Annotated in this window: 20 protein-coding genes and 1 pseudogene; 14 read left to right on the top strand and 7 right to left on the bottom strand. The window is 68.6% G+C overall.

The genetic code is table 11. The features are described from left to right. Window positions 1-100: 100 nt before the first annotated feature. On the top strand, window positions 101-538 hold the full coding sequence (locus SK854_RS41970) for a hypothetical protein (protein ID WP_319980715.1): 438 nt from the start codon (window positions 101-103) through the stop codon (window positions 536-538). A 541-nt stretch (window positions 539-1,079) separates the two neighbouring features. Here SK854_RS41970 and SK854_RS41965 read toward each other — a convergent pair. Both SK854_RS41965 and SK854_RS41960 read right to left on the bottom strand, forming a co-directional pair. Further along, the gene (locus SK854_RS41965; RefSeq protein ID WP_319980714.1) at window positions 1,080-2,009 is read right to left on the bottom strand and encodes a pyridoxal-phosphate dependent enzyme; all 930 of its coding nucleotides are present in this window, start codon (window positions 2,007-2,009) and stop codon (window positions 1,080-1,082) included. Window positions 2,010-2,012: 3 nt separating this feature from the next. Beyond that, window positions 2,013-2,327 carry a RidA family protein gene (locus SK854_RS41960; RefSeq protein ID WP_319980713.1) on the bottom strand — a complete coding sequence of 105 codons (315 nt, stop codon included), beginning with the start codon at window positions 2,325-2,327 and terminating at the stop codon, window positions 2,013-2,015. Between the two features lie 989 nt (window positions 2,328-3,316). Here SK854_RS41960 and SK854_RS41955 point away from each other — a divergent pair. The 7 genes from SK854_RS41955 (at window position 3,317) to SK854_RS41925 (ending at window position 12,627) form a co-directional block, all read left to right on the top strand. Then, window positions 3,317-4,798, top strand: a complete 1,482-nt coding sequence (locus tag SK854_RS41955; RefSeq protein WP_319980917.1) for a serine/threonine-protein kinase — start codon at window positions 3,317-3,319, stop codon at window positions 4,796-4,798. A gap of 191 nt (window positions 4,799-4,989) precedes the next feature. Beyond that, on the top strand, window positions 4,990-5,811 hold the full coding sequence (locus SK854_RS41950; protein WP_319980712.1) for a DUF4097 family beta strand repeat-containing protein: 822 nt from the start codon (window positions 4,990-4,992) through the stop codon (window positions 5,809-5,811). A 46-nt stretch (window positions 5,812-5,857) separates the two neighbouring features. Next, entirely contained in the window at window positions 5,858-8,959 is a 3,102-nt protein-coding gene (locus SK854_RS41945; protein WP_319980711.1) for a BTAD domain-containing putative transcriptional regulator, read from the top strand. A gap of 102 nt (window positions 8,960-9,061) precedes the next feature. Continuing rightward, window positions 9,062-10,276 (top strand): cytochrome P450, encoded by a 1,215-nt coding sequence (locus tag SK854_RS41940; protein WP_319980710.1) that lies wholly within the window; start codon window positions 9,062-9,064, stop codon window positions 10,274-10,276. A 25-nt stretch (window positions 10,277-10,301) separates the two neighbouring features. Beyond that, entirely contained in the window at window positions 10,302-11,087 is a 786-nt protein-coding gene (locus tag SK854_RS41935) for an alpha/beta fold hydrolase (RefSeq protein WP_319980709.1), read from the top strand. After that, a complete protein-coding gene (locus tag SK854_RS41930) occupies window positions 11,084-11,869 on the top strand; it encodes an ABC transporter ATP-binding protein (RefSeq protein WP_319980708.1) in 786 nt (261 codons plus the stop codon). Before SK854_RS41935 ends, SK854_RS41930 begins: the two co-directional genes overlap by 4 nt. After that, window positions 11,866-12,627 (top strand): ABC transporter permease, encoded by a 762-nt coding sequence (locus tag SK854_RS41925; protein WP_319980707.1) that lies wholly within the window; start codon window positions 11,866-11,868, stop codon window positions 12,625-12,627. Before SK854_RS41930 ends, SK854_RS41925 begins: the two co-directional genes overlap by 4 nt. Before the next feature lie 20 nt (window positions 12,628-12,647). On the opposite strand, the gene SK854_RS41920 is transcribed toward SK854_RS41925, so the two are convergent. After that, window positions 12,648-13,139 (bottom strand): DUF6326 family protein, encoded by a 492-nt coding sequence (locus SK854_RS41920; RefSeq protein WP_319980706.1) that lies wholly within the window; start codon window positions 13,137-13,139, stop codon window positions 12,648-12,650. Window positions 13,140-13,301: 162 nt separating this feature from the next. On the opposite strand from SK854_RS41920, the gene SK854_RS41915 reads away from it, so the two are divergent. Together SK854_RS41915 and SK854_RS41910 are read left to right on the top strand one after the other, a co-directional pair. Further along, window positions 13,302-14,441 carry a sensor histidine kinase gene (locus SK854_RS41915; RefSeq protein WP_319980705.1) on the top strand — a complete coding sequence of 380 codons (1,140 nt, stop codon included), beginning with the start codon at window positions 13,302-13,304 and terminating at the stop codon, window positions 14,439-14,441. Further along, complete coding sequence (locus SK854_RS41910; protein ID WP_319980704.1) at window positions 14,438-15,094, top strand: response regulator transcription factor; 657 nt, start codon at window positions 14,438-14,440, stop codon at window positions 15,092-15,094. Before SK854_RS41915 ends, SK854_RS41910 begins: the two co-directional genes overlap by 4 nt. Window positions 15,095-15,145: 51 nt before the next feature. Here SK854_RS41910 and pdxY read toward each other — a convergent pair whose 3' ends face one another. Beyond that, window positions 15,146-15,997 carry a pyridoxal kinase PdxY gene (gene pdxY / locus SK854_RS41905; RefSeq protein WP_319980703.1) on the bottom strand — a complete coding sequence of 284 codons (852 nt, stop codon included), beginning with the start codon at window positions 15,995-15,997 and terminating at the stop codon, window positions 15,146-15,148. Between the two features lie 349 nt (window positions 15,998-16,346). Here pdxY and SK854_RS41900 point away from each other — a divergent pair, with 349 nt between their 5' ends. The 3 genes from SK854_RS41900 to SK854_RS41890 are packed head-to-tail and all read left to right on the top strand — an operon-like array spanning window position 16,347 to window position 19,484. After that, window positions 16,347-17,816, top strand: a complete 1,470-nt coding sequence (locus SK854_RS41900; protein ID WP_319980702.1) for an FAD-dependent monooxygenase — start codon at window positions 16,347-16,349, stop codon at window positions 17,814-17,816. Then, window positions 17,813-18,859, top strand: coding sequence for a hypothetical protein (locus tag SK854_RS41895; RefSeq protein WP_319980701.1), 1,047 nt, complete (start codon window positions 17,813-17,815; stop codon window positions 18,857-18,859). Before SK854_RS41900 ends, SK854_RS41895 begins: the two co-directional genes overlap by 4 nt. A 28-nt stretch (window positions 18,860-18,887) precedes the next feature. Next, window positions 18,888-19,484, top strand: coding sequence for a TetR/AcrR family transcriptional regulator (locus tag SK854_RS41890; RefSeq protein WP_319980700.1), 597 nt, complete (start codon window positions 18,888-18,890; stop codon window positions 19,482-19,484). A gap of 90 nt (window positions 19,485-19,574) precedes the next feature. Here SK854_RS41890 and SK854_RS41885 read toward each other — a convergent pair whose 3' ends face one another. From SK854_RS41885 to SK854_RS41875, 3 genes and pseudogenes are all read right to left on the bottom strand, one after another. Next, window positions 19,575-20,036, bottom strand: a complete 462-nt coding sequence (locus SK854_RS41885) for a hypothetical protein (protein ID WP_319980699.1) — start codon at window positions 20,034-20,036, stop codon at window positions 19,575-19,577. 488 nt (window positions 20,037-20,524) lie between these two features. Further along, window positions 20,525-20,634: pseudogene (locus SK854_RS41880) on the bottom strand (IS5/IS1182 family transposase); the annotation flags it as partial. 110 nt (window positions 20,635-20,744) lie between these two features. After that, window positions 20,745-21,353, bottom strand: a complete 609-nt coding sequence (locus SK854_RS41875) for a TetR/AcrR family transcriptional regulator (protein ID WP_319980698.1) — start codon at window positions 21,351-21,353, stop codon at window positions 20,745-20,747. A 91-nt stretch (window positions 21,354-21,444) separates the two neighbouring features. On the opposite strand from SK854_RS41875, the gene SK854_RS41870 reads away from it, so the two are divergent. Continuing rightward, window positions 21,445-22,452: an alcohol dehydrogenase catalytic domain-containing protein gene (locus SK854_RS41870; RefSeq protein ID WP_319980697.1), complete on the top strand. Its 1,008-nt coding sequence runs from the start codon at window positions 21,445-21,447 to the stop codon at window positions 22,450-22,452. Window positions 22,453-22,461: the final 9 nt, after the last annotated feature.

Below are 22,461 nucleotides of genomic sequence, written 5' to 3'. Positions count from 1 at the left end.
CGCGGAACCACGTCCTGAACCGATCGACTCGTGCCAGCTCTTGTCGAGGGAGGCACTCGCCGAGCTCGCCAGCGGATTGCCTCCCAAAAGTCAGCCGACCGTGGCGACGACGATCTATGACTCGTCGGCGGTGGAGCGCACCGAGTGCCTTCGCGCGTATGGCGAGCGGCCGCTCAACATCCAGAAGTACTACGAGTTCGCTCCGGAAGTGCTGGGTGATCCGGCGTTCCGCCAGGTGACGATCTCTTTGCAGCGCTTCGGTGACAACGAGGACGGAACCGGCGAGGCGCGGGCGGCGTACTGGTTGAAGTCGTACGAGAGCAGTACCCCCGTCGGCGACGTCGAAGCCGATGGCGCCTTCTTCAACCCTGGGCGGCTCGCTGCCGTCACCGGCAACATGGCGCTCATGGTGGAGGTGGAGGCTCTGAACGTGAACGGCAACGGGGTGACGACGCTGAGGGAAGCGATGGACCGCGTGATGAAGCACCTCGCCCGAGACGCGATCCACACGCTGAAATGCCGTGAGCGGGGCTGCTGAGCACGGCTCTGGTGCGACCGGAGTCCACGCATCATCCGGCATGATCGCGGCCGTGCCGGCCTGCTTCGCCTACCTCGCCAACGTTCCGAGACGCACCACTAGCTCGTGCCCTTGGCGCGTGACGTTGCTCCGGCTCTTGGCCAGTCCGGACACGCCCGTATGAGCGTGGACCGAGGGCCTGGGCGTTCGCGCACTGTCGCTTCGATCCGACGCCGTGCCGGATGACTGTCACCTGGGCGGACTTCCTGCGTTCGCACGCTGAGGCTCGCGCGGGTCAGGTTCCTCATTCGCGACGATCGATTGCCGCACTGCGAAAATGCTCATGACGATCCGTGGCGCAGCATGATCGCAGACCTGGCGGAAGCGCTCCCTCACACCAGGTCCGGCGCCATCGACCATTTGCCTTGCCCAAGCCGCGCACACCGACGTCTTGGTGAGTCTGGGGACTGCCGGATCGACGAGCCGCGCGACTCGGCCGGGCATCTCGGCAGTGCCCACGCGATGACCTGATCCATCGCCGGGGATCCGCGTCGATCAGTCGTCAGAGATCCAGGTTGCCGCCTGAGGCGATCACGCCGATCCGGCGCGGTGTGGGTCGTACGCGTCCGCACAGCAGAGCCGCCAACCCGGTGGCGCCACTGGGTTCGAGGACGATCTTCAGTCGTGTCAGGGCGAAGTGCATCGCCTCGCGGATCTCGTCGTCGGTCACGAGGGCGACGGTTTCGACCAGGCGCTGGTTGATCGCGAAGGTCAGCTCACCCGGGATGGTCGCGGCCTGGCCGTCGGCGATCGTGTGGGGCACGGGGACGGAGATCCGGTGTCCGGCTTCGAGAGAGCGCCGGGTGTCGTCCCCGGCCTCGGGTTCGACGCCGATCACCCGGATTCCGCGGTGCAGGGAGGTCGCGGCGGTGGCACTGCCCGCGATCAGCCCACCGCCGCCGACCGGGACCACCAGCGCGCCGAGAGGTCCGGTGTCCTCCAGCAGTTCGAGTGCGGAGCTTCCCTGTCCGGCGATGACGTGCTCGTGGTCGTAGGGCGGGACGAAGGTCAGGTCTCGTTCGGCGGCCAGGCCGGCCCCGAGTGCCTCGCGGTCGTCGGTGTAGCGGTCGTAGGTGATGATCTCGGCGCCGTAGCCCGCTGCCGCGTCCATTTTGGACTTCGGGGCGTCCGCGGGCATGAGGATCACGGCGGTGGTACCGAGTTCGCGGGCCGTGAGCGCGACGGCTTGGGCGTGGTTGCCGGAGGAGTAGGTCGTGAGGCCCTTCGCAACCCGCAGGCGCGACGCGGCGTTGTAGGCGCCACGCACCTTGAACGAGCCTGTGCGCTGGAAGTTCTCGCATTTCAGGAACACCTCGGTGCCGGCGGCCCTGTCGAGGGTGCGGGACCGCAGGACGGGCGTGCGGTGGGCGACACCGCGCAGCCGGTCGGAGGCGGAGCGGACGTCGTCCAAGGTCACCGGATCACGGCTCACCGGTCACCGCCCACGCGCTGACCTCGACCAGCACCCCGGCCGGAGTCCGCAGTAGACGGTGGTCCTGGCCGGGCACGGCTCGGCGAAGAACTCCGCGTACACGGCGTTGAACTCGTCGAAGTCGTCGGTGTCGGTGAGGAACGCCTGCACGGCGATCACGTCGTCCGCACTGGCGCCGACGGCTCGCAGCGCGGCGGCCAGGTTCCACAGGGCGAGCCGGGTCTGCTCGGTCACGCCCTGTGCGAGCGACCGGTCCGGCAGGTAGCCGCACTGTCCGGCGACCGCGACGTGGCGCCCGATTCGCACGCTCGCCGACATCCACGACAACGATGGCGTGGTGCAGCGGCTGGGGCAACAAGGACCATCACCTCGCGCTCGCCGAACCGCGCGGCGTACCAACACGGTACGCAGGACGACGGCTCGTTCGGCAGAACCCAAAAGAGCGGAAATGCATTCCAAGCGGCGCGAAGTATGCGTTCATCCGGTCATCATGCTTAAGTTTACATTTGATTTGACCGCTAAATGCATAGGTTCATGATCAGCCTGACGGACGAGTACTGTGTTGACAGCCGTTACCGAGCTTCGTGTGCAAGGTGTCGTGGTGGCCTGCGGACCCGACCGGACTCATGTGGCGGCGTCTCGCGGCGGCAGATCGTCCTGGTGGGCGGAGTTGCCTTGGTGCGAACGAAGTAGAGACTTGTCCACCCGGTGCTGTTGTGATTGCAGGCGAATCCTCGGCGTCAAGGTGCTCGGGTCTCTCGTCGCGCAGCCCTCGTCGAACGAATTGTTGATCAATACAGGTTTTGACATCGCGCGTCGAAAGCGGGGGCCAGGTTTGCGTCCCTGCCTGGAGGGAGCCCTTCTCCGTCTCTGTGAACAGGTTCGCTCTGAGCACTGGCTCCCACGCCCGCGGATACAAGGAAGTCCGGCTCGATCAGCGCCATGTTGACTCCGTCCGCCGTCAACGCACAGTCATTGGTCGCCTCGCGGCAGGCTCAGTAGGGCCCGTATAGGGCTGCATCTGACTCCAGTGGGATGCCAGAACTCCGCACTCGCCCGCGTCCGGGGCGGACGGCCGAGACGGGGCCGGACCGTCCAGCGACTCTCTGTGGTCGGCAGCCCACGTCAGGCACGGTAGCTATCGCCCATCGGAATCAACCATTCGGCGTGCCAAGTACCTGGCGTGGCAATCCCGCGGGCGGCATTCACTCGACTGGTACGGTATGACCGGTTGCGCTCCTCGAACGGCGACTCCCCGAAGGATCTGCGAAGTGATCGATCCCGGCAGTGCTACTTCGGCGACGAGAATGTTCGGTCCGTACCGTTTGGAGTCGCTACTGGGTCGCGGTGGCATGGGCGAGGTCTATCGCGCTTACGACACCGTCAAGGATCGCATTGTCGCTGTGAAGCTCCTGTCGGTCGGTCTGGCCTCCGACATGGGCTATCAGGCCCGGTTTCGGCGTGAGTCCCAAGTGGCTGCCCGTCTGCGTGAGCCGCACATCATCCCGATCCACGACTTCGGTGAGATCGACGGCCGGCTGTTCATCGACATGCGCATGGTCGACGGCGTCGACCTGGGCTCCCTGCTCCGTCGAGAAGGGCCACTGGACCCTGCCCGTGCGGTGCACATCGTCGGGCAGATCGGCGCCGCACTCGATGCTGCGCACGCCGAGAACCTGATCCACCGCGACGTCAAGCCCTCCAACGTCATCGTCGTCGGGGCGGGTGCGGACGAGTTCGCCTACCTCATCGACTTCGGCATCGTCCACAACTCACTCGACACCAGCACCGGCGATGCCGCGCTCGGCAGCCCCGCGTACACAGCGCCTGAGCGGCTGCAGCCAGTTCCGGCGATGGACGCCTTCCAGCGGGCCGTCGACAACTACTCCCTGGGCTGTGTGCTCCACGAACTGCTCACCGGACAGCTCCCTTTCCCGTGTGAGAACAACATGGCGATGATGTTCGCCCACCTCCAAACCCCGCCGCCACGGCCGAGCGCCCTCCGCCCGAACCTTCCGCCCGGCCTGGACGACGTCGTGATCCGCGCGCTGGCGAAGAACCCCCAAGACCGCTATCCGAGTGCTGGAGCACTGGCAATGGCGGCCCGCGCAGCCCTCACGACCTCGCGGCACCCCGTCCCGACCGGCCTCGCTGACGCCACCACGAGGCTGCCTGGCCTCGGCGGCGCGGCGGCCGATCCGCGACGAACCCGATTGTTGCGAGACCAGGCTCAGCGCCCGCGTCGCGCGCTCGGCGGGTGGCGTGGCTGGGTCGTCACGGCACTCGTCCTGCTGGCCGTGACCGCGTTGGCGATCACCCTGTACCCACTCGTCCGGTCCTTGGGGCAGCCTGTCTCCTCGCCGACGGTCTCGTCGCAGCCCGTCTCGAAGTCGTCTGTCGTCACGACGTCCTCCGGCCCGCCGTCCTCCGCCGTGCAGACCACGACGCGCTTGCTGACCATTCCCGCCGGTGGCCCGCTGTTCGGCAACGACGAGGCGCAAGCGAAGGGACCGGCCATCTGCGAGCAGGTGGGCGGCAGGTTCAACGTGGCGTGGTTCACCCCGGGTCAGACCTTGGGCGAGTACAGCATGGTGACCTGCGCGTTCGTGTTCGAGCCATCCACCGAGCGCGTCCTCGACATCGACGCCGGTGGCCTGATCTCAGGTGAGGACGACGCAGAGGCGAAGGCGCCGGGTGTCTGTGCCAAGGCGGGCGGCACGTGGAATCGCGAGTGGCACGACGTGGTTTCGGGCAAGTACAGCGTGGTGAACTGCACATTCGTGTTCTGAGTGCTTTCGGCGCGAACGAGCGACTTCGTGGCAGGTGGGAAAGCACCGGCTGGAACGCCACCATCGGTCTGCGCTGACACGGGCCCTGACATCGGTGACGTCACCGGCGTCAGGGCCGTGACAGCCCTGTGTCCGGCCAGTTGGCGAACGTGGTCACCACAACCACGAAAGCCGACACCGGGAGACACGACATGCCCACGTTCACCACGCCGAACCCGATCACCGCCACGCTGACCACCGCGGGAGCCCGCGTCCGGATCACCGCCGGTGAACGGACAGACACGGTGGTGCGGGTCGAGCCCGTCAACAGCGCGAACTCGAAGGACGTGAAGGTCGCCGAGAAGACCGCGGTCGACTTCGCCGATGGCGTGCTGGCGGTCAAGACGACCAAGTCGGGTGACCAGAACGGCTCCGTCGCCATCACGATCGAACTGCCCGCCGGATCCGGCCTGATCCTGAACACGGCGTGGACGGAGGTGCGGGCCGACGGCGTGCTCGGCGACTGCGAGGTCAACATCGGGTCGGGGCAGGTCCAGCTCGACCGCGTCGCCGCACTGCGGGGCAACCTCGGGACGGGCGGGCTCGCGGTCAGGCACGTCACGGGGTCCGCCGTGATCGAGGGCAGCTCGGCCGATGTGCGGATCGGCGAGGTCGAGGGCGTCGTCAGGTACCAGGGCACGACCGGAAAGGTCTGGATCGGCCACGCCCGCTCCGACGTCGATCTGGGCGGCTCGAACGGCAGCTTCGACATCGGCCGGGCCGACGGCGGCGTCGTCGCCAAGGCGGCCGGCTGTCCCATCCGGATCGGACGGGTCACGCGTGGCCGGGTGGAGGCGATGAACGCCTCCGGTGGCATCGAGATCGGTGTCAGTGAGGGCACCTCAGCCGAGATCGACGCGAAGAGCACGAAGGGTCTGGTGCGCAGCACGGTGTTCACGCAGGACAACCCCGAGGTCAAGGTGCATGCTCGCACCCGGCTCGACGACATCGTCGTCCACCGCGCTGCCGGCTGAGTCCGCTGTCAGGGGACTGCCAGTCAGCCGTGGCAGGATCGGGCAGGTGCAAATCGGGATTCTGGGACCGTTCGAGGTTCGCGCGGACGATGGCACTCTCGCGGACGTGCCAGGTGCACGGCTGCGTGCGCTGCTGATCGCCCTCGCGCTCCAACCGGGTCGCGTGGTCCCGAAGGCGACGCTGGTCGACTGGATCTGGGGCGAGAACCCACCTGCCGACGCGCCCAATGCCTTGCAACGCTTGGTTTCCCGGCTGCGCAAGGCGCTGCCGGACCTGTCGGTCGAAGGGCTGACGGACGGGTACCGCCTGGCGGTGGAGCACGATGCGGTGGACGCGGTGCGGTTCGAACGCCTCGGTGCCCGTGCTCGTGCCGACGAGGGACCGCTTCGGGTTCAGCGGCTGCGTGACGCTCTCGAGTTGTGGCGTGGCCCGGCCTTGCAGGACGTCGGTTTGCAGGACAGCGTTGCGTTCGAGGCCGCGGCCACCCGGCTGGAAGGGCTGCGCCTGACCACGGTGGAGGACAGGTTCGACGCGGAGCTCGGGCTGGGTCGTGGTGCGGAGCTGGTCGCTGAACTGACCGACCTGGTGGCCGCGCATCCCGTGCGGGAGAAGCTCGTCATCGCGCTGATGCGCGCACTCGTCGCGGCCGGCCGCAACAGCGAGGCGCTTCTCGCGTACCAGCGCATGAGGGAAGCCCTGGCCGACGAGCTGGGCGTCGACCCCTCACCGGAGCTGTCCGCGCTGCACATCGCACTGTTGCGCGGCGAGGTCGGCCGGCGTGACGACAACCGCAGGACCAACCTGCGTGCCGAGCTGACCAGCTACATCGGCAAGGACGCGGACGTCACCGCGGTCCGCGGTCTCGTCGCCGAGCGTCGGCTCACCACTCTGATCGGCCCCGGCGGTTCAGGAAAGACCAGGCTGGCAACGGAAACCGCGCGCACGCTGCTCGGCGACATGCCGGACGGCGCGTGGCTCGTGGAGCTTGCGCCCATCGGTCCGGATGGTGACGTGGCCCAGGCGACGCTCGCCGCACTCGGCCTCCGGGACGCGCTGCTCGGGGACGCGCCGAACGCGGAGCCGGTGGAGCGGCTCATCACCGCGATCCGTGAGCGTGAGGTGCTGCTGATCCTGGACAACTGCGAGCACGTGATCGAGTCGGCGGCGGCGTTCGCTCATCGGCTGCTGGGGGAGTGCCGCCGGCTGCGAATTCTGGCGACCAGCAGGGAGCCGCTCGGCATCACCGGTGAGGCGTTGTGGCCGGTCGGACCGCTGGACCTGCCGGCGGCGGTGCAGTTGTTGCGGGAACGAGCGGCCGCGGTGCGCGCCGACCTCGTGGTCGGCGCCGGCACGGTGGCGACGATGACGCGCGTCTGCCGGGCGCTGGACGGGATGCCGCTCGCGATCGAACTGGCCGCGGCCAGGTTGCGCACCATGTCCGTCGACCAGTTGGCCGCTCGGCTCGACGATCGGTTCCGCCTGCTGACCGGAGGCAGCCGCACCGCGTTGCCCCGCCACCGGACGTTGCGCGCGATGGTCGACTGGAGCTGGGAGCTGCTGACCGACGCCGAACGGGTGGTGCTGCGCAGACTCGCGGTGTTCTCCGGCGGAGCGAGTCTGGAAGCGGCCGAGCGGGTCTGCGCGGATGAGGCCGTCGAGGAGTACGAGGTTCTGGACCTGCTCACCTCGCTGACCGAGAAGTCGCTGCTGGTCGTCGGTGACGAGGGCGCACCGCGGTACCGGATGCTCGGCACGATCAAGGAGTACGCCGCGCACCGGCTCGCCGAGGCAGGGGAGTCGGAGCTGGCTCGGCAGGCGCACCTCGCCTTCTTCACCGAGCTCGCCGAAACAGCGGCGCCGCACCTGCTGCGCGCCGAGCAGCTCACCTGGCTCGCCGCACTGAGTGCCGAGCACGACAACATCAGTGCTGCGATGCGTGGTGCGCTCGCGGCCGGTGAAGCGCATGCGGCGATGCGGCTGGCGGCGGGCGCCGGCTGGTACTGGTGGCTCGTCGGGCACAAGTCCGAAGGCCTGGAACTGATCCTCGCGGCCACCGAGACTCCGGGCGAGGTGCCCGACGAGATCCGGGCGTGGGTGTACGGCCTCGTCGTGACGTTCGTGAGTTCCGGGCTGGGTGACGAACGCCAGGCCGCGGAGTGGATCCACCGGACTTACGAGCTCTACCAGCGCCTTGAGGTTCGCCATCCGATGCTGGGCCTGGTCGCCTCGCTGGAACGCATGGTGCGGGAGCCTGACAAGAGTCCGTCCGCGTGGGAAGTGGCGCTGGACAGCGAGGATCCCTGGGTGCGTGCGATAGGCCGGCTGCAGCTCGGGAAGATGCGGGTCGCAGTCGGCGAAGGCGGGCCGGAGGCGGATCAGTTCCTGGAGGAGGCGCTCGTCGAGTTCCGGGTGCTCGGCGAACGGTTCGGGATCTCGTTCGCCCTGACCGAGCTGGCGGACCGGATCGCCACGCGTGGTGAGTTCGCCGAGGCGTGCGAGCACTACGAAGAGGCGATCGTGGTCATCAGCGAAATCGGTGCCGTCGACGACGTCATCAGGATGCGCGCGCGACAAGCTCAGCTGTACTGGCTGATGGGCGACAAGGACGCGAGCGCGGCCGCCATGGCCGAAGCCGGGCGGTGCGCGGAAGGCGTCACCTGGCCGGACGCGCTGGCCATGCTCGCTCTCGCGAAGGCGGATCTCGCCCGGTGGAGCGGCGATGTCGACGCGGTGCGCGAGCAGCTCGGCGTCGCGACCAGCGTGTGGGGCGACGAAGCGGACCAGGTGAGCATTCGCGCCGCGACCCACGCGCTGTCCAGCTGCCTCACCGACGATCTCGACGAGGCAGGGGAGTTCCTCGCGGGCGCATGCCAGGCGGCGGCTGAAGTGGGGTACGCGCCCACGATCGCGCATGTGCTCGTGGCGGTCGCGGACCTGGCACTGCGCCGCGACCAGCACGAGCAGGCGGCACAACTGCTCGCCGCGAGTACCGCCGTGCGCGGACTACCGGATCTTTCCCACCCCGACGTGGACCGGATCGAGCGGGCAGTGCGAAGCCATCTCGGCGACGCGGCGTTCGACGAGGCGGCTCGGGTGGGTGCGGAGACGAGCTGGAGTGACCTGGTGGCGGTCACCCTCGCTCCCTGACGTGCCGAGCTGACACGGGCACGGCCCGTGTCAGCGCCGTGACAGTCCCGTGTCTGGACTCCCGGTGATCGTGGTGGCGACAACCACCACGAAGGGAATCCGATGAGCCACACGGCTTCTGTCCTGCAGGGCCTGCCGATGGAGCGTGACGCGGGCCCGTTCGACCCGCCCAGCCGGATCACCGCCGTGCGCGGGGCCCGGCCCGTCAGCCCCATGGTGTTCCCCGACGGTCACGAGGGCTGGCTGGTCACCGGGTACGACGCGGTGCGCCAGGTCATGGCCGACACCAGGTTCAGCAACCGCCAGGACATCGGCATCATCCACGTGCCGTTCGAGACCCCCGGCATGCCGGGGGCCGCCGAACCGTCCCCGCAGACACCGGGTCTGTTCATCAGCATGGACCCGCCGGACCACACCCGGTTGCGCCGCAAGCTGACCGGAGCCTTCACGGTCAAGCGGATGAAGCAGCTCGAAGAGGGCATCATCGCGATCACCGAGCGGCAGCTGGATGAGCTGGCCCGCCTGACCCCGCCGGTCGACCTGTTGAAGGAGTTCGCGCTTCCGGTGCCGTCGCTGGTGATCTGCGAGCTGCTCGGCGTCCCCTACGCGGACCGCGAGACCTTCCAGTCGAACTCCTCGAAGTTCATGGAACGGGACATCACGCTCGAGGACAAGATGGCCGCTATCGGCGCCATGTTCGGCTACCTCGCCGAACTGGTCATGGGCAAGCGCGCCAACCCCGGCGAGGACATCCTGTCCGACTTGGCCCGCGACGAGGACCTCACCATCGAGGAACTGTCCGGGATGGCTTTCCTGCTGCTGCTCGCGGGGCACGAGACCACCGCGAACATGTTGGCGCTGGGGACGTTCGCTCTCCTGGAGCACCCTGCGGAACTGGCGGAACTGCGCGAGAACCCGCAACTGCTCCCCGACGCGGTCGAGGAGCTGATGCGCTACCTGTCCGTGGCCGACATCTTCTACCGCTACGCCACGGAGGACATCGAACTCGGCGGCGAAACCATCCCCACCGGCTCGACCGTCGTCGTATCGCTGCTGGCCGCCAACCGCGACCCGCAACGGTTCGAGAAGCCGGATGTTCTGGACGTGCACCGCAAGGTCCGCGGTCAGGTCGCCTTCGGGCACGGCATCCACCAGTGCCTCGGCCAGCAGCTGGCCCGCATCGAGATGCGCGCCGGCTTCGAGGGACTGTTGCGCCGCTTCCCGACGCTTCGGCTGGCTGTCCCGGCCGGCGAGGTGAAGCTCAGGACCGACATGCACATCTACGGCGTCCACGAGCTTCCGGTCACCTGGGCCTGACCCACCGTCTACTTAGGAGAGAAACGTGAACTCGCCCGCGTGGACCGGCATGCTCCCGGTCGACGACACCGAGCCGTACGTGCGTGACACAGGCGGTCCCGGCCGACCCGTGGTCTACCTCAACGGCGCCTACGCCGACCAGAAGCACTGGAAGCGCGTCATCGCAGACCTCGGTCCCGACTACCGCCACATCACCTACGACGAGCGCGCCCGCGGCAAGTCCAAGCGATCGGCGGACTACTCGTTCGAGGCATGCCTGCGAGACCTGGACGCCGTCCTCGACGCCAGGGGCGTGGAGAAGCCGCTGCTGGTCGGCTGGTCCTACGGGGGCATCATCGGCTGGCACTGGACCGACCGGAACCCGGACCGCGTCCTGGCCGCGGTCACCGTGGACGCCTTTCCGGTCGGTCTGACCGGTGAGGCCGGCCGGGAGCGGATCCGGAAGATGTTCCGCCAGTGGCGTTTGCTGCTGCCGATCGCCGCCCTGTTCGGCCTGGGCGCGCGGATGAGCGCCGACGAGCACGCCGACGTCAACATCGAACTCAACCAGATCGCCGCCGACAGCGTGCCGATCCTCGAACGCCTGACGCGCCCGATGCGGTTCGTCATGGCCACCGGAGACAGCCTCGGCAGCGAGGCGGGGGAGATGGAACAGGGCAGGAAGGTGCTCGCCCAGGTACTCGCCACCAACCCGAACGTCAAGGTGAGCGCCAAGGTCGCGAGCAACCACAGCAAGATCCTCCGCAACGACTCCCCAGCCGTCGCTCAGGCCGTGCGCGAACTCGCCGCCACTCTCGGGAGCGTCCAATGACGACACACCCCGCAATACACGTGCAAGGCCTGGAGAAGTCGTACAAGACGCTGAACGTGCTGCGCGGCGTCGACTTCGACGTGACGCGGGGCAGCATCTTCGCGCTGCTCGGCTCGAACGGCGCAGGCAAGACCACGGTCGTGAAGATCCTGTCCACCCTGCTGAAAGCCGACGCGGGAACTGCCGGCGTCAACGGCTTCGACGTCACCACGCAGGCCGCGAAGGTACGTGAGTCCATCAGCCTCACCGGGCAGTTCGCCGCCGTCGACGAAATCCTCAGCGGCCGGGAGAACCTCGTGCTCGTCGCCCGGCTGCGGCACCTCAAGGGCCCTGGCAAGATCGCGGACGATCTGCTGGCCCGATTCTCGCTGACCGACGCGGGCGGGCGGCGGGTGTCGACCTACTCGGGCGGCATGCGTCGCCGCCTCGACATCGCGATGAGCCTCGTCGGGAACCCGTCGGTCATCTTCCTGGACGAGCCGACGACCGGACTCGACCCCGAAGGACGCCTCGAGGTGTGGCAGGCCGTCAGGGAACTCGCCGGCCAGGGCACGACGGTCCTGCTCACGACGCAGCACCTGGACGAGGCCGAACAACTCGCCGACCAGATCGCGATTCTGCACGAGGGCCGGATCATCGTGAACGGGACCCTCGCCGAGCTCAAGAAGCTGCTCCCGCCCGCCAAGCTCGAACACGTCGAGAAACAACCGAGCCTCGAGGACGTCTTCCTCGCACTCGTCGGTTCCCGCAAGGACCCGGCGTCGACAGAGGAGCGACGATGACCAAGCACTTCTTCATCGACACGATCGTCCTTCTGGGACGGTCACTGAGTCACATCACGCGAAGCCTGGACACCATCCTCACGACCGTCATCACGCCGATCGCCATGATGCTGATGTTCGTCTACGTGTTCGGCGGCGCGATCCGAACCGAATCCGACTCGTACGTGAACTACCTGCTGCCCGGCATCCTGCTCATCACGGTCGCCTCCGGCATCGCCTACACCGCGTTCCGGCTCTTCATGGACATGCAGAGCGGCATCTTCGAGCGATTCCAGTCCATGCCGATCGCGCGGTCGTCCGTGCTGTGGGCGCACGTGCTGACCTCGCTGGTCGCCAACCTGATCTCACTCGTGGTCGTCGTGCTCGTCGCTCTGCTCATGGGCTTCCGCTCAGGGGCGGGACCGCTCGCGTGGCTCGCGGTCACCGCCATCCTGATCCTGTTCACCCTGGCGTTGACGTGGCTCGCCGTCATTCCCGGTCTCACCGCGAAGTCCGTGGACGGCGCGAGCGCGTTCTCCTACCCGCTCATCTTCCTGCCGTTCCTCAGCTCGGCCTTCGTGCCCACCGACACCATGCCCGGCCCGGTACGCGCCTTCGCCGAGAACCAGCCGGTGACGTCCATCGTCAACGCCATTCGTGCCCTGTACACGGAGCAGCCGGTCGGCGCCGACATCTGGATCGCCCTCGCCTGGTGCGTCGGCATCCTCGTCATCGCGTACGTCCTCGCCACGATCACCTACCGCCGCAAGTTCTCCTAGCGGTCCGACTGCCCTTGGGTTCACGCTTGCTGTTGGGCGCGAACGGTTCCACGGTCCGGGCCAGTCCTCGCGGTCGCCGACGGTGTGGTGCGGGGCCAGGTCCAGGCATACCGCACGACGAGGGCGAGAAGGATCAATTCCAGTGCGACGCCAAGGCCGTAGAAGAACAGCCAGGACTCGCCCACCGCGTTGAACGCCGTGACGGGGACGTAGATCGAGGCGACGGTGAGGTTGGTGATGCGGTTCGCCTGGGCGGGCAGCGTCATCGACAGCACGACCATGAGGATCGGGATGGCCACGAGGGTCAGCGCTGTGGTCGAAAAGGTCTGGGAGAGGTCGAACTTGAAGACCTTGCCGTCGAGGATGTCTTTGACGACGCCGGGCGTGAAGAAGTTGAGAATGTCCACGTAGGCGTACAGGAACACGAAGCTCGTCCACGTCGCGGCGAGCTTGGCTCTCACCGGGATCCGCGGGTCTTCCAGTGCGGCGGTGGTGGATTGACGTGTTCTCATCATGGGCTCCGTTGTTGTGGTGAGGATCGACAGGCCCACGATCGCTGAACCCGGCGGCGGGCACCTCGGCCCGGAGGCTCGGGTTCGCCTGGCCGATGGCACGGTCTCTGTCCTGTTCTTTCGGCGGGTACGCCGAGGCACGCCGATCCCTAGGCTGGAGCCGTGGTCACTGTCCGGCGCTCCATCTGGCGTGAGCCGCGGCCTGCTGACGCCCCACCCGTCGGTCGCCTCGACTGGCTGCTGGTGGGCGTGGTCGCGGCCGCCACCTTGGTCGAGGGCATCGCTCGGCCGGGCTTGGCGTGGCAACCCCTGGTGACGGTGCTCGCTCTGGCGCTGCTGCCTGCCCTGCTCTGGCGGCGGGGCCACCCCCTGATGGCCGCCCTGGCCGGGTGGGGCGTGGTCGGGCTGCTCTCGGTTCTTCAGCTGACCGCGCACGCCGGCGACCTCGGCCTCTACTCCACGATGGCCGTCCTGATCCTGCTCTACTCCCTGGTGCGGTGGGGCTCTGGACGGGAGATGGTCTTGGGGACGGCGTTCGTGACAGTCGTCGTCGCGCTGGGGATGTACGCCTCCTCCACGGGCCTGGCCGACGTTTTCGGCGGGAGCGTCTTCTTGCTCCTGTTCGTCGCCCTCGCTGCGGTGTTCCGCTATCGCGCGGACCTCTGGCATCGCCAGCAGCGCGAGATCCGCAATCAGGAGCGGGTGGCGCTGGCGCGCGAGCTGCACGACACAGTGGCCCACCACGTCTCGGCCATCGCTGTGCAGGCGCAGGCCGGTGCTGTGGTCGCCGGCATCCAGCCTGAGAAGGCCGCCGAGTTCCTGGCCGTGATCGAGTCTGAAGCGTCGCGAACCCTGGCGGAGATGAGATCCATGGTGCGGGTGCTGCGGGAGGAGGAAGCCGTCGCCTACTCACCGCAGCTGGGTGTGGCGGACCTGCCCGCTCTGGCACGCGCCGACGCGACACTCACCGTCGAGGTCTCGCTGGACGGTTCGTCGACTCGGCTGGCACGACCCGTGGACACCGCGCTCTACCGGCTCGCGCAGGAGTCGCTGACCAACGCCGTACGGCACGCCCGGAGCGCGACCCGCGTCGGGATCGACGTACGCCGGGAGGGCGACGCCGTCAGGCTGCGCGTCAGCGACGACGGACGGACCGAGCCGGGGCCGGCCCCGGAGCCCGGGTTCGGCCTGCTGGGCATGGCCGAGCGCGCCCAGCTCCTCGGCGGATCGTTCTCCGCGGGACCGGCGCCCGAGGGTGGCTGGGTGGTCGAGGCCGTGCTGCCCGTGGAGGCGTTGGGATGAGCATCCGTGTCGTCGTGGCCGACGACCAGGACCTGGTCCGGACCGCCCTGGTGATGATCCTCGGCGCGCACCCCGACATCGAGGTCGTGGGGGAGGCAGCGGACGGGCTCGCAGCGCTCGACCTGGCGACCCGCCTGCGTCCCGATGTCCTCCTCGCCGACATCCGGATGCCCGGGCTCGACGGAGTCGAGGTGACGCGACGCCTGGCCGGCCCGGACGTGACCGACCCGATGGCGGTCGTCGTGATCACCACCTTCGACCTCGACGAGTACGTGCTCGGTGCCCTCCGCGCCGGCGCCCGCGGCTTCCTGCTCAAAGACGCCGGTCCGGCGCTCCTCGTGCAGGCCATCCACGCGGCGGCCAACGGGGACGCGCTGATCGCCCCCAACGTCACCAGCCGGCTGCTGGCGATCTTCGCCGACCAGGCACCGGTGATGCCGGTCCAGCCCGCCGACCCGCTCACCGAGCGCGAGGAGGAGGTGCTCGGGCTGGTGGCACGGGGCCTGACCAACGCCGAGATCGCCACCGAGCTCTTCGTCGGCCTGAGCACGGTCAAGTTCCACGTCGCCTCGTTGATGACCAAGCTCGGCGCCCGCAACCGCGTCGAGATCGCGATGTGGGCGTACGACACCAGACGCGTGAGAGCCGATTAGCGGGTGCGGATCGCAGCCCAGGTGGTGATGGCGACCGCGGGCGACTCGGGCTCAGCGCACCTGCTCGGCCTTGAACTGCATCCGCGGCGTCGCGTAGAACTCCTGGGCCTGCACCAGCCGCAGCTCGCGCTCACCGGAGCGGTGGGTCAGGTCGATCAGGTCGAAGACGCTCGACGCGGTGCGCTCCAGCGCCAGTGCCGCGTCGTTGGTCTGGACGTAGTGGGCGGTGAACAGCGCGGCCGTGACGTCGCCGGACCCGTTCGCCTTGAACGGCAGGTGCGGGGTGCTCACGAGCCACGCCCCGGCGGTGTCCACGACGAGCATCTCGATCGTGCCCTCCTCCCGGTCGGGCCGCTCGACGCTCGTGACCAGCACGGTCGACGGGCCCATCGCGCGGGCGAGGTCGGCCGACGCCAGCGTCTCCTCGACGCTCGCGGGCTCGGTGCCGGTGAGGAAGCCCAGCTCGAACTGGTTCGGGGTGATGATGTCGGCCACCGGCACGACCCGGTCGCGCAGCAGCACGGGGATCTCGGGCGCGACGAAGCACCCGGACTTGGCGTTGCCCATCACCGGGTCGCACGCGTAGAGCGCCGCCGGGTTCGCGGCCTTCACCCTGCGCACCGCGTCGATGATCACATCGGCGATGCCCGTGCCGCCCTGGTAGCCGGACAACACGGCGTCGACCTGCGGGAACACCCCTCGTTCCTCCACCCCGAGCAGGATCTCGGCCACGTCCGACGGCGGCAGCAGCGGACCGCGCCACGCGCCGTACCCGGTGTGGTTGGAGAAGTTCACCGTGGGGATCGGGACGACCTCGACCCCGAGGCGCTGCAGCGGGAACACGGCGGCGGAGTTGCCGACGTGGCCGTGGGCGACGACCGACTGGATGGACAGAACCTTCATCCGCCCACCCTAGAACGGACAACTCGACGTCGTGACACCGCTGGACCACGTTGGTGGTTGATGGCGCATCTGTTCCTGGTCGTCACGATCGCCGCTGAACGATCGCCGCTGAGCGTGCCGGCCCGGTGACGGCGGAGATGATCCCGTTGAGCCGCAACGAGATCCGGCACGTGGAGGGGGAGTGCGCCGACGCCCTGACCCGGTCGAAGCGGCTGCTCCTCGCCGCGCTTCATCGGGCGAGCCGGGATCGAGGTCGCGGACGAGCCGTAGCCCGTAAGCCGGATTGACGCCACCCCTCGTCATTCATACATTCGAGTCCTGATTGTATGAATGACGAGGGGTGGTCCGCGTGACGCTGGGCAGAACCGCCGTCGTACTGGGTGGCAGCACCGCTGGTCTGTGCGCCGCCGGGGCGCTCGCCCCCTACTTCGACCAGGTGGTGGTGCTGGAACGGGACGAGCTCCCTGCCGCCGCGGAGCACCGGCGTGGCGTGCCGCAGAGCAAGCACCCGCACTTCCTGCTGAACTCGGGACGGCGCGCGATCGGGGCGCTGTTCCCCGGATTCGAGGACGAGCTCATCGCCGCGGGCGGGTTGCATCTGATGCCGTCCCTGGACGCCGCCTACCTCGACGGGGAGGGCTGGTCGGCGCGCAAGCGCGGGGCGATGACGATGATCTACGGGTCGCGGATCCTCATCGAACGCGTGTTGCGCGACGCGGTTCGAGTTCTGCCCAACACGACCATTCGCGAGGGTGTCTCGGTGCACGGCCTCACCACGCGGGACGGGGCGGTCACCGGGGTCGGCCTGTCCACGTCCGCCGGCGAGGAGCACCTCGACGCCGACCTCGTGGTGGACGCGATGGGGCGCGGGTCCTCGGTCAGCGGATGGCTCGTGGCCGCCGGGTGGCCCGAGCCCGAGGTGCGCACGCTCGACGCCAAGGTCACCTACACCTCGCGCTGGTACGAGCTGCCCTCACCGGCCGAGCGACCGGCGTCGTGGTGGTGGCAGCACCTGGTGATCATGCCCACCCCGGACAAGGGGGAGCACCCCGCCGAGCACGAGTTCCTGGTGAACTTCTTTCCCATCGAGGGGAACCGCGTCATCGCCTGCATGGGCTCGTGGGGCATCGACATGCCCCGCACCACCGAGGCGTTCGTCGAGTCGGCGCGCCGGGTGCGAACGCCGTTGTTCGCGGCCGCGATGGACCGGTGTTCCCCCACCTCGGAGGTGCACCTGACCCGGTCGACGGGCAACAAGTGGCGGCGCTACGACCGCTTGAGCACACCTGGTCTGGTGTTCGTCGGAGACTCGATCTGCGCGTTCAACCCGTTCTACGCACAGGGAATCAGTTCGGCGGCGTCGTCGGCACTGTTGCTGCGCGAGCAACTGTCGGGCGCGCAACGCCTCGACGCGGAGTTCTACACCAGGTTCCTGGTGGCGCAACGCAAATCGCTCACCGTGCCCTGGTCGCTGGCCATGGCGAGGGACCAGGGCTACGAGTGCGCGGTGGGCACCGAGAAGGTGCCGGAGTGGTGGCGTCGCGTTCTCGCGGCCATGTCCGGCCCGGCTTTCAGTCTCATCGTCGGTGCGGCGCGTGAGTACGAGGTGGTCGACGAGCACTTCGCGAAGGTGTTCAACATGGACGAGTCGCTCGGCGAGATGATGCGGAACCCGAGGGTGATCGCGGCGCTCGTGCGCTACCGGATCCGGACGGCGCTGGGACGGCAGCGGATTCCCTTCGGGTTCGATCCGCAGGCGGAGCCGCCGGCCACGGACTACTCGCCGGACGGTGCCGCGGCAACGGTCGCCGCGCGATGAGCGCCGTGTGCGGGCCGGAGGCGGAAGCCGTCGCCCGCGGCCTCGGCTTCGACTGCCACGACGTGTCACCCGTGGTCTCGGTGCGGTTTCCGTGGGATCTCGCGCACTGGACGATGCCGCTGCTCGAGCTGCTCATCATCGGTGGCGCCGTTTTCGCTCTGGTGCACGCGTTGCGCCGCTACCGCCACGGTGATCCGATCAACCTGGCGCTGTGGTGGACGTCGCTGGTGTACCTCGTGGTGATCGAACCACCGCTGTACTTCCCGGAGTGGTTCGGACTCAACGAGATCTACGGCTTCATCTTCGCCCACAACCAGTTCACCGTGCAGTTCATGTGGGACAGGTTGCCGCTCTACATCATCGCGTTCTACCCGGTGATCAGTCAGCTCGCCTACGAGCTGGTGCGGTCGCTCGGCATCTTCCGGCGCCGCGGCGCACTCGTGGGGGCGGTCGCCGTCGCCTTCGCCTGCCAGGTGTTCTACGAGGTGTTCGACCACATCGGACCACAGCTGAAGTGGTGGGCCTGGAACCCGGACAACCGCATCGTCAACCACCCCGCGCTGGCAGCGGTGCCGATGACGAGCATGCTGCTGTTCGCGTCCGTTTCGTTGGGGGCCATGACTTGTCTGGTCGTGCGCCTGACCGCCGAGCGCCGCGGGCGGTCGTTGGTGCCGCGCGTTCTGCTCGCCGGCGTCCTCACGCCACCGACCATGGCGATCGCGGGCATTCCGTCGAGCCTCTTCAGCGGCAACGCCACCGCCCAGGCCTGGGTTCTCGGCGTCGAGCTGGCCCTGGTGTGGCTGGCCGGTGGCTGGATCGTCGTGTCGCAGCTGAGGTCGCCGGGGCCCGGTGAACCGCTGTCGGACTTCGTCCGGATCTACCCAGCCGTCTACCTGGGCGGGATGGCGGTGTTCTGGATCAGCGCTCTTCCTGACGGCCCACCGATCGCAGGCGCGCTCTACGCGCTCGCCTGTTTCATCGGGGCCGGTCTGTTGCTCGCGGCGCTGCGTCGCGTGCACCGGAAAGCACCTTCCACCGTCTGAGCCAAGGCTCTCAGGGATGATGGTGCGCATGGGGTACCACGGCTGGCAGGGCAACCCGCCCGGCACCGAGGACGAGGCACGCCGCCGGATCGTCAAGGCGGCGATGGCCTGTGTGGACCGAGTCGGGCTCGCCAAGACCAGCATGTCCGTGGTCGCCGCCGAGGCGGGCGTGACGCGGCAGACCGTCTACCGCTACTTCCCACGCCTCGCGGACATCCTCAGCGCCGTCGCGCTGGCAGGCGTCGAGGACTTCGCCGCGCGGATGGCACGACACCTCGCCTCGTTCGGCAGCCCGGCCGAGGTGGCCGTGGAGTCCGTGGTGTTCGGCGTTCTGGAGGTCCCGCGGGAGCCGTACCTGGGCTTGCTCCTGCAGGCAGGCGAATCCGACTTCTTCACCGTCGCGGTGACCTCCGCCGAGTCCTTCGCGCTCGGCGCGCGCATCCTCCGTGACGTGCCAGTGGACTGGGCCGGCGCCGGGATCGCCACCGACGACGAGCTCCAGGGGCTCGCCGAGATCCTGATGCGGCTCTTCCTGTCGTTCCTGCAGCATCCCTCGACGCCGGCGCTCACCGACGACCAGTTGCGGGCTCTGGTTCGCCGGTGGATCGGGCCCGCTCTTCAGTAGCCGCCGCGTTCCTGTGCGGTGCCAGAACTCAGCAAGGTGTTCGGGTCTGTCGTCGCAAACGGATCTTGAACGCCCTTCGGGCCTGCCCGCCTAACGCAGGTGCCTGCCGATCCGGTCGAACTCGGCCGTCATCTCCGGGGACGCGAGGAAGTCGTCCAAGCGCGCGGAGACCTCGTAGTCCACCGCTTCCAGCGACCGGATCGCGAGCTGCACGACGAACTCGGGGTCGCGGTCGGCGAGGAAGCCCGCCCAGTGCTCCAAGGCTTCCAGTGCCCACAGCACCTGCGGGTCCATGTCGCCGTCGGACAGCGTGCCCTTGTCGATCAGGTCCAGCCACGCGCGCAGCCGGTCCGGCGTGCTGCCCGCCGGGTCCGTGCGAGCCTGCTCGAACGCCTGCCGGGCGTCGTCGTCGAACTCGGCCTCCGCCGCGTCCGCGAGGTCGTCGCCCGCGGTCAGCCGGACCACGGTCTCCGCGCCGAACCGGTGGCGCTTCTCGTCGTCGGCGGCCGCGACCAGTTCGCGGACGGCCTGCTCCACCTCGTCGTAGTGCACGGCGTGATCCAACCAGCCCGGCCGCACCTCTTTCGCATCCGCGCGGCATTCCGTCAGAATCAGCTTCCGGCGTGATGGGGCTGGTCTCGAGCCGCTGTGCGGTTTCGGCGGTAGTCCGACTTCTTGGGGGTTGACCGTGGTTGACATGTGGATGTTGTCCGTTGCCGCAGCACTCGTCGGTCCCGTGGAGAAGTTGGATTCCGCAGCTCTGAAGCAGCTGGAGGAAGCGGTCCGTGCGGTGCCCGGCCTGGGCGATGCACTGGACGCGGCTCGCGCGGGAAATGAGTCCGACACGGCCCACCTCGCGGTGGAACTGGCGAACGGCCTCAAGGCCGCCTACGACGGTGGCGGCGCTTTCTCCGTCCTGCTCGACGCTCTCTGGCCCGAGGTGCTGTTCGGTCCCGTGGCGAAGAGGGCGCGCAACATCAACATCGGCACCGTCAACGGCAGCCTGTTCCAACTGGGTGTTGTCGGCTCGGTCAACCTTTCCGGTCCACCGCGCTCGGCCCGGTCACGATTCCCATTTTTCGGCTCTGACCGACGCGCCAAGAAGCACCGCCCGTGACCAGTCGATCAATCCCTGGCATCTGAGTTCGTCCTGGTCCTCGCAAGTCCGCCGGTACCCCAGGCTGATCCCGGTGCTCTTGTGCTCCGCGGACAGTCGTCGGCAATGAGTGAGTGCGGCAGCGATGGCGCTGTCACGTCACTTCAGTCGAGGGCGTGGTCGCGGCCGGCTCGCAGGATCTCGTCGGACAGTGATGGCTGGACGTGGCGCACCGCACGGGCGAGCATCATCGATCCGACCAGCTCGCCGAGCAGGCGGATGGCCCTGCGGCGGGCCTCGTCCGTGTCGGGCGTCTGCCCTTTCGCTTCGGCTTCGCGCACGAATTCGGCGGTGAACCCGGCGAGATAGCCCTCGACACCCTCGGCGTACGCGTGTTGCACCGCTTCGCTCTGCCGCCCGGCATCGGTGACCAGGGCGCTGGAGGGACAGCCGCCGTCCTCGGCGTCCCGGTGGGCGGTGGACAGATATCGGGCGACGACCCGCTCCAGCGGCGAGCCCGTCTCGCCATCACCAGCCTCGATCTCGTGTGCCAGGACCCCGAGTGATGCGGCGAACGACGTACCGCACACCTCCACCGCCAGGTCGTTCTTGGACGCGAAGTGGTTGTAGAAGCCGCCGTGGGTCAGGCCCGCTTCCTTCATGAGCTCCGCGATGCCGACCGCGTCGATGCCCTGCGAGCGGAACATCCGGCCGGCGGCGTCGACGATGTTCTGCCGGTTGCGGACTTTGTCTTCCTTGGTGATCCGCGGCATGGCCGGCTCCCCAGCGCTTGACTATTTCAATGATGGATCTCATCATAACAGGGTTTACGATGATGACCGTCATCATTACGGGGGAGAGCCCATGCGCACCATCACCTACCAACAGCAGGGACACGCCGCACAAGTGCTGCGCCTGCGGGAGCGGCCGGCCCCGGCGGCACCCGCACGCGGGCAGGTGCTGGTGCGAGTACTGGCCCGGCCGATCCACCCCGGCGACCTGGCTGGAGTGGAGGGCTTTCCGGGTGTGCCGCAGCAGCGGTTCGCCACGCCGCAGGTACCTGGTCTGGAGGGGACGGGAGTCGTCGAGGCGGTCGGTGAGGGCGTGCCGGGCCTGATGTCCGGTCAGCGCGTGGCGTTCTTCCCGGTACCGGGCGCCTGGAGCGAGCTCGTCACGGTGCCCGCCGAACTGGTCGTGCCCGTGCCCGAGCGGATCGGTGTGGAGACAGCGGCGCTGCTGCTGGTCAACCCGATCACGCTGCTCACCTTGTTGCGGGCGGTCGAGGACGCCCAGAAGGGCCAGGCGGGACCGGTCGTCCAGACGGCCGCCGGTTCGTCGATCGGGAAGCTCGTGGGCGCCGCCGCGCTGCGGCACGGCTTCCCGCTGGTCAACCTGGTTCGCAGCGCCGCAGGGGAGCGGAAGCTGCGGCAACGCTTTCCCGGATTGCCGGCCATCTCGACCAGCGACGCGGACTGGCGCACTCGGGCGCGGGACGCGGTCGGAGGCCAAGGCGCACGGGTCGTCCTCGACGCGGTGGGTGGATCACTCACCGGCGAACTGGCCGCGCTGCTGGCCGACGGCGGCACGCTGATCTCCTACGGCGCCCTCGGCTCCGGGAGCACGCCGCTGGAGTCGCTGGCGCTGACCCCGCGAGAACTGACGGTGCGAGGCGTGTCGGTGGGCCGATGGCTGACCCGCACACCTGCGGAGCGGGCCGAGGACGTCGCCTTCGCCCTCGGCCTGACCGAGACCTCGCCGGAACTGTTCGAGGTCGCCGGCCGCTACGACCTCGCCGACTTCGCAGAGGCCGTCGACCACGTCCGCCGCCCCGGCAAGAGCGGAACCGTCCTGCTCACCAGTCCCGCCTCCTGACCCTGACGA

This window comes from Lentzea sokolovensis (genome assembly GCF_033949975.1).
Classification (GTDB): Bacteria; Actinomycetota; Actinomycetes; order Mycobacteriales; family Pseudonocardiaceae; genus Lentzea; species Lentzea sokolovensis.
This window is presented reverse-complemented; position numbering and strand designations above follow the sequence as displayed.

What these genes read in the sequence shown, in the direction of transcription:
- SK854_RS41895 (WP_319980701.1), top strand. Translation starts at nt 17,813, where the DNA reads ATGAGCGCCGTGTGCGGGCCGGAGGCGGAAGCCGTCGCCCGCGGCCTC.
- SK854_RS41920 (WP_319980706.1), bottom strand. Translation starts at nt 13,139, where the DNA reads ATGAGAACACGTCAATCCACCACCGCCGCACTGGAAGACCCGCGGATC.
- pdxY (WP_319980703.1), bottom strand. Translation starts at nt 15,997, where the DNA reads ATGAAGGTTCTGTCCATCCAGTCGGTCGTCGCCCACGGCCACGTCGGC.
- SK854_RS41960 (WP_319980713.1), bottom strand. Translation starts at nt 2,327, where the DNA reads ATGTCGGCGAGCGTGCGAATCGGGCGCCACGTCGCGGTCGCCGGACAG.
- SK854_RS41870 (WP_319980697.1), top strand. Translation starts at nt 21,445, where the DNA reads ATGCGCACCATCACCTACCAACAGCAGGGACACGCCGCACAAGTGCTG.
- SK854_RS41950 (WP_319980712.1), top strand. Translation starts at nt 4,990, where the DNA reads ATGCCCACGTTCACCACGCCGAACCCGATCACCGCCACGCTGACCACC.
- SK854_RS41930 (WP_319980708.1), top strand. Translation starts at nt 11,084, where the DNA reads ATGACGACACACCCCGCAATACACGTGCAAGGCCTGGAGAAGTCGTAC.
- SK854_RS41910 (WP_319980704.1), top strand. Translation starts at nt 14,438, where the DNA reads ATGAGCATCCGTGTCGTCGTGGCCGACGACCAGGACCTGGTCCGGACC.
- SK854_RS41890 (WP_319980700.1), top strand. Translation starts at nt 18,888, where the DNA reads ATGGGGTACCACGGCTGGCAGGGCAACCCGCCCGGCACCGAGGACGAG.
- SK854_RS41925 (WP_319980707.1), top strand. Translation starts at nt 11,866, where the DNA reads ATGACCAAGCACTTCTTCATCGACACGATCGTCCTTCTGGGACGGTCA.
- SK854_RS41875 (WP_319980698.1), bottom strand. Translation starts at nt 21,353, where the DNA reads ATGCCGCGGATCACCAAGGAAGACAAAGTCCGCAACCGGCAGAACATC.
- SK854_RS41955 (WP_319980917.1), top strand. Translation starts at nt 3,317, where the DNA reads ATGTTCGGTCCGTACCGTTTGGAGTCGCTACTGGGTCGCGGTGGCATG.
- SK854_RS41940 (WP_319980710.1), top strand. Translation starts at nt 9,062, where the DNA reads ATGAGCCACACGGCTTCTGTCCTGCAGGGCCTGCCGATGGAGCGTGAC.